Below are 969 nucleotides of genomic sequence, written 5' to 3' on the forward strand. Positions count from 1 at the left end.
TCACCGTTTTGCTGGCGGTGATGACCGCGTTAGTGGTGGGGGTGACGATGATCGCGGGGGCGGTGGCCTCGTAATTGTTGAGTCCATCGCCCACGCCATCGCCGCCGGTGCGCCCGCTGTCGGCCGCGCCGGTTGCACCCGACTGCGAGGCGTAGGTGAGTGTTGCCTGACTGCTCAGGTCAAACCCGACTGTGGCACTGCTGGCGACCTGGACCTGGTAGGTGAGGCTGCTGTGGTCGCTCGCCTGGGTCAGGCTGGCGAGCGTCCAGGTCAGGGTGCGGCCATCGCTGGAGACTTGGCTGGGCGGCGTCGAGGCGGAATCCGCAACATAGCTCAGGCCCTCATCGAGGGTGACCGCGACCACCAGATCGAAGGCGTCCGCAGTGCTGGTGTCGTCATGATCCAGGGTGAGGGTGACGGTGGCGGTGTCGCCCAGACTGACTAGGGGGCGGTCAATGTTTTGGCTGATGTCGAGCACCGGTTCGACCAGGGTCAGGTCGAGCGGCTGGAGGCCGTCGATCCCGGCATCGGCGTCATAGTCGCGGGTTTGTGGGACATCGGCGCCGTCGGTGAACTGTACCTGGGCCTGATTGCCCAGCATCGTACCGGCCTGATTGTCGATGAGGTTGTCGATGCGCGCCTGGAGGTCGATGGTGATGACATCGTCGGTGGTGAGGCCGTTGGCGGGATTGACGACATCGCCCAGCGCGAAGGTCAGCACCTGGCCGCTCTGGGTGAAGAGCGTCCCGGTGTTGCCGAAGGTGATGGCGGTGTGACCCTTGCCAATGGTTGGGGGGCCGATCAGGGTTACCCCATCGGGCAGGGTGTCGGTGAGGGTGACGGCGCGGGTCGTGCCTTCGCTCAAGGCCAGGGTCAGGCGGTAGCCGACTGTGGCGCCGATGGCATAGGTGGTGCGCGCCGCCTCCGGATAGAACGCCTTGTCGAGGTTGATCGGGTCACTGACGGTGA

General features: G+C 65.5%; 1 protein-coding gene. It reads right to left on the reverse strand.

Annotated features, from left to right (window positions below):
- Positions 1 to 969 (reverse strand): isopeptide-forming domain-containing fimbrial protein (locus tag GJ668_RS19810; protein WP_155451799.1); only part of this gene is annotated, 969 nt, incomplete at both ends.

Origin of the sequence: Allochromatium palmeri (assembly GCF_009720725.1) — a bacterium.
In the GTDB taxonomy this organism is placed as follows: Bacteria; Pseudomonadota; Gammaproteobacteria; order Chromatiales; family Chromatiaceae; genus Thermochromatium; species Thermochromatium palmeri.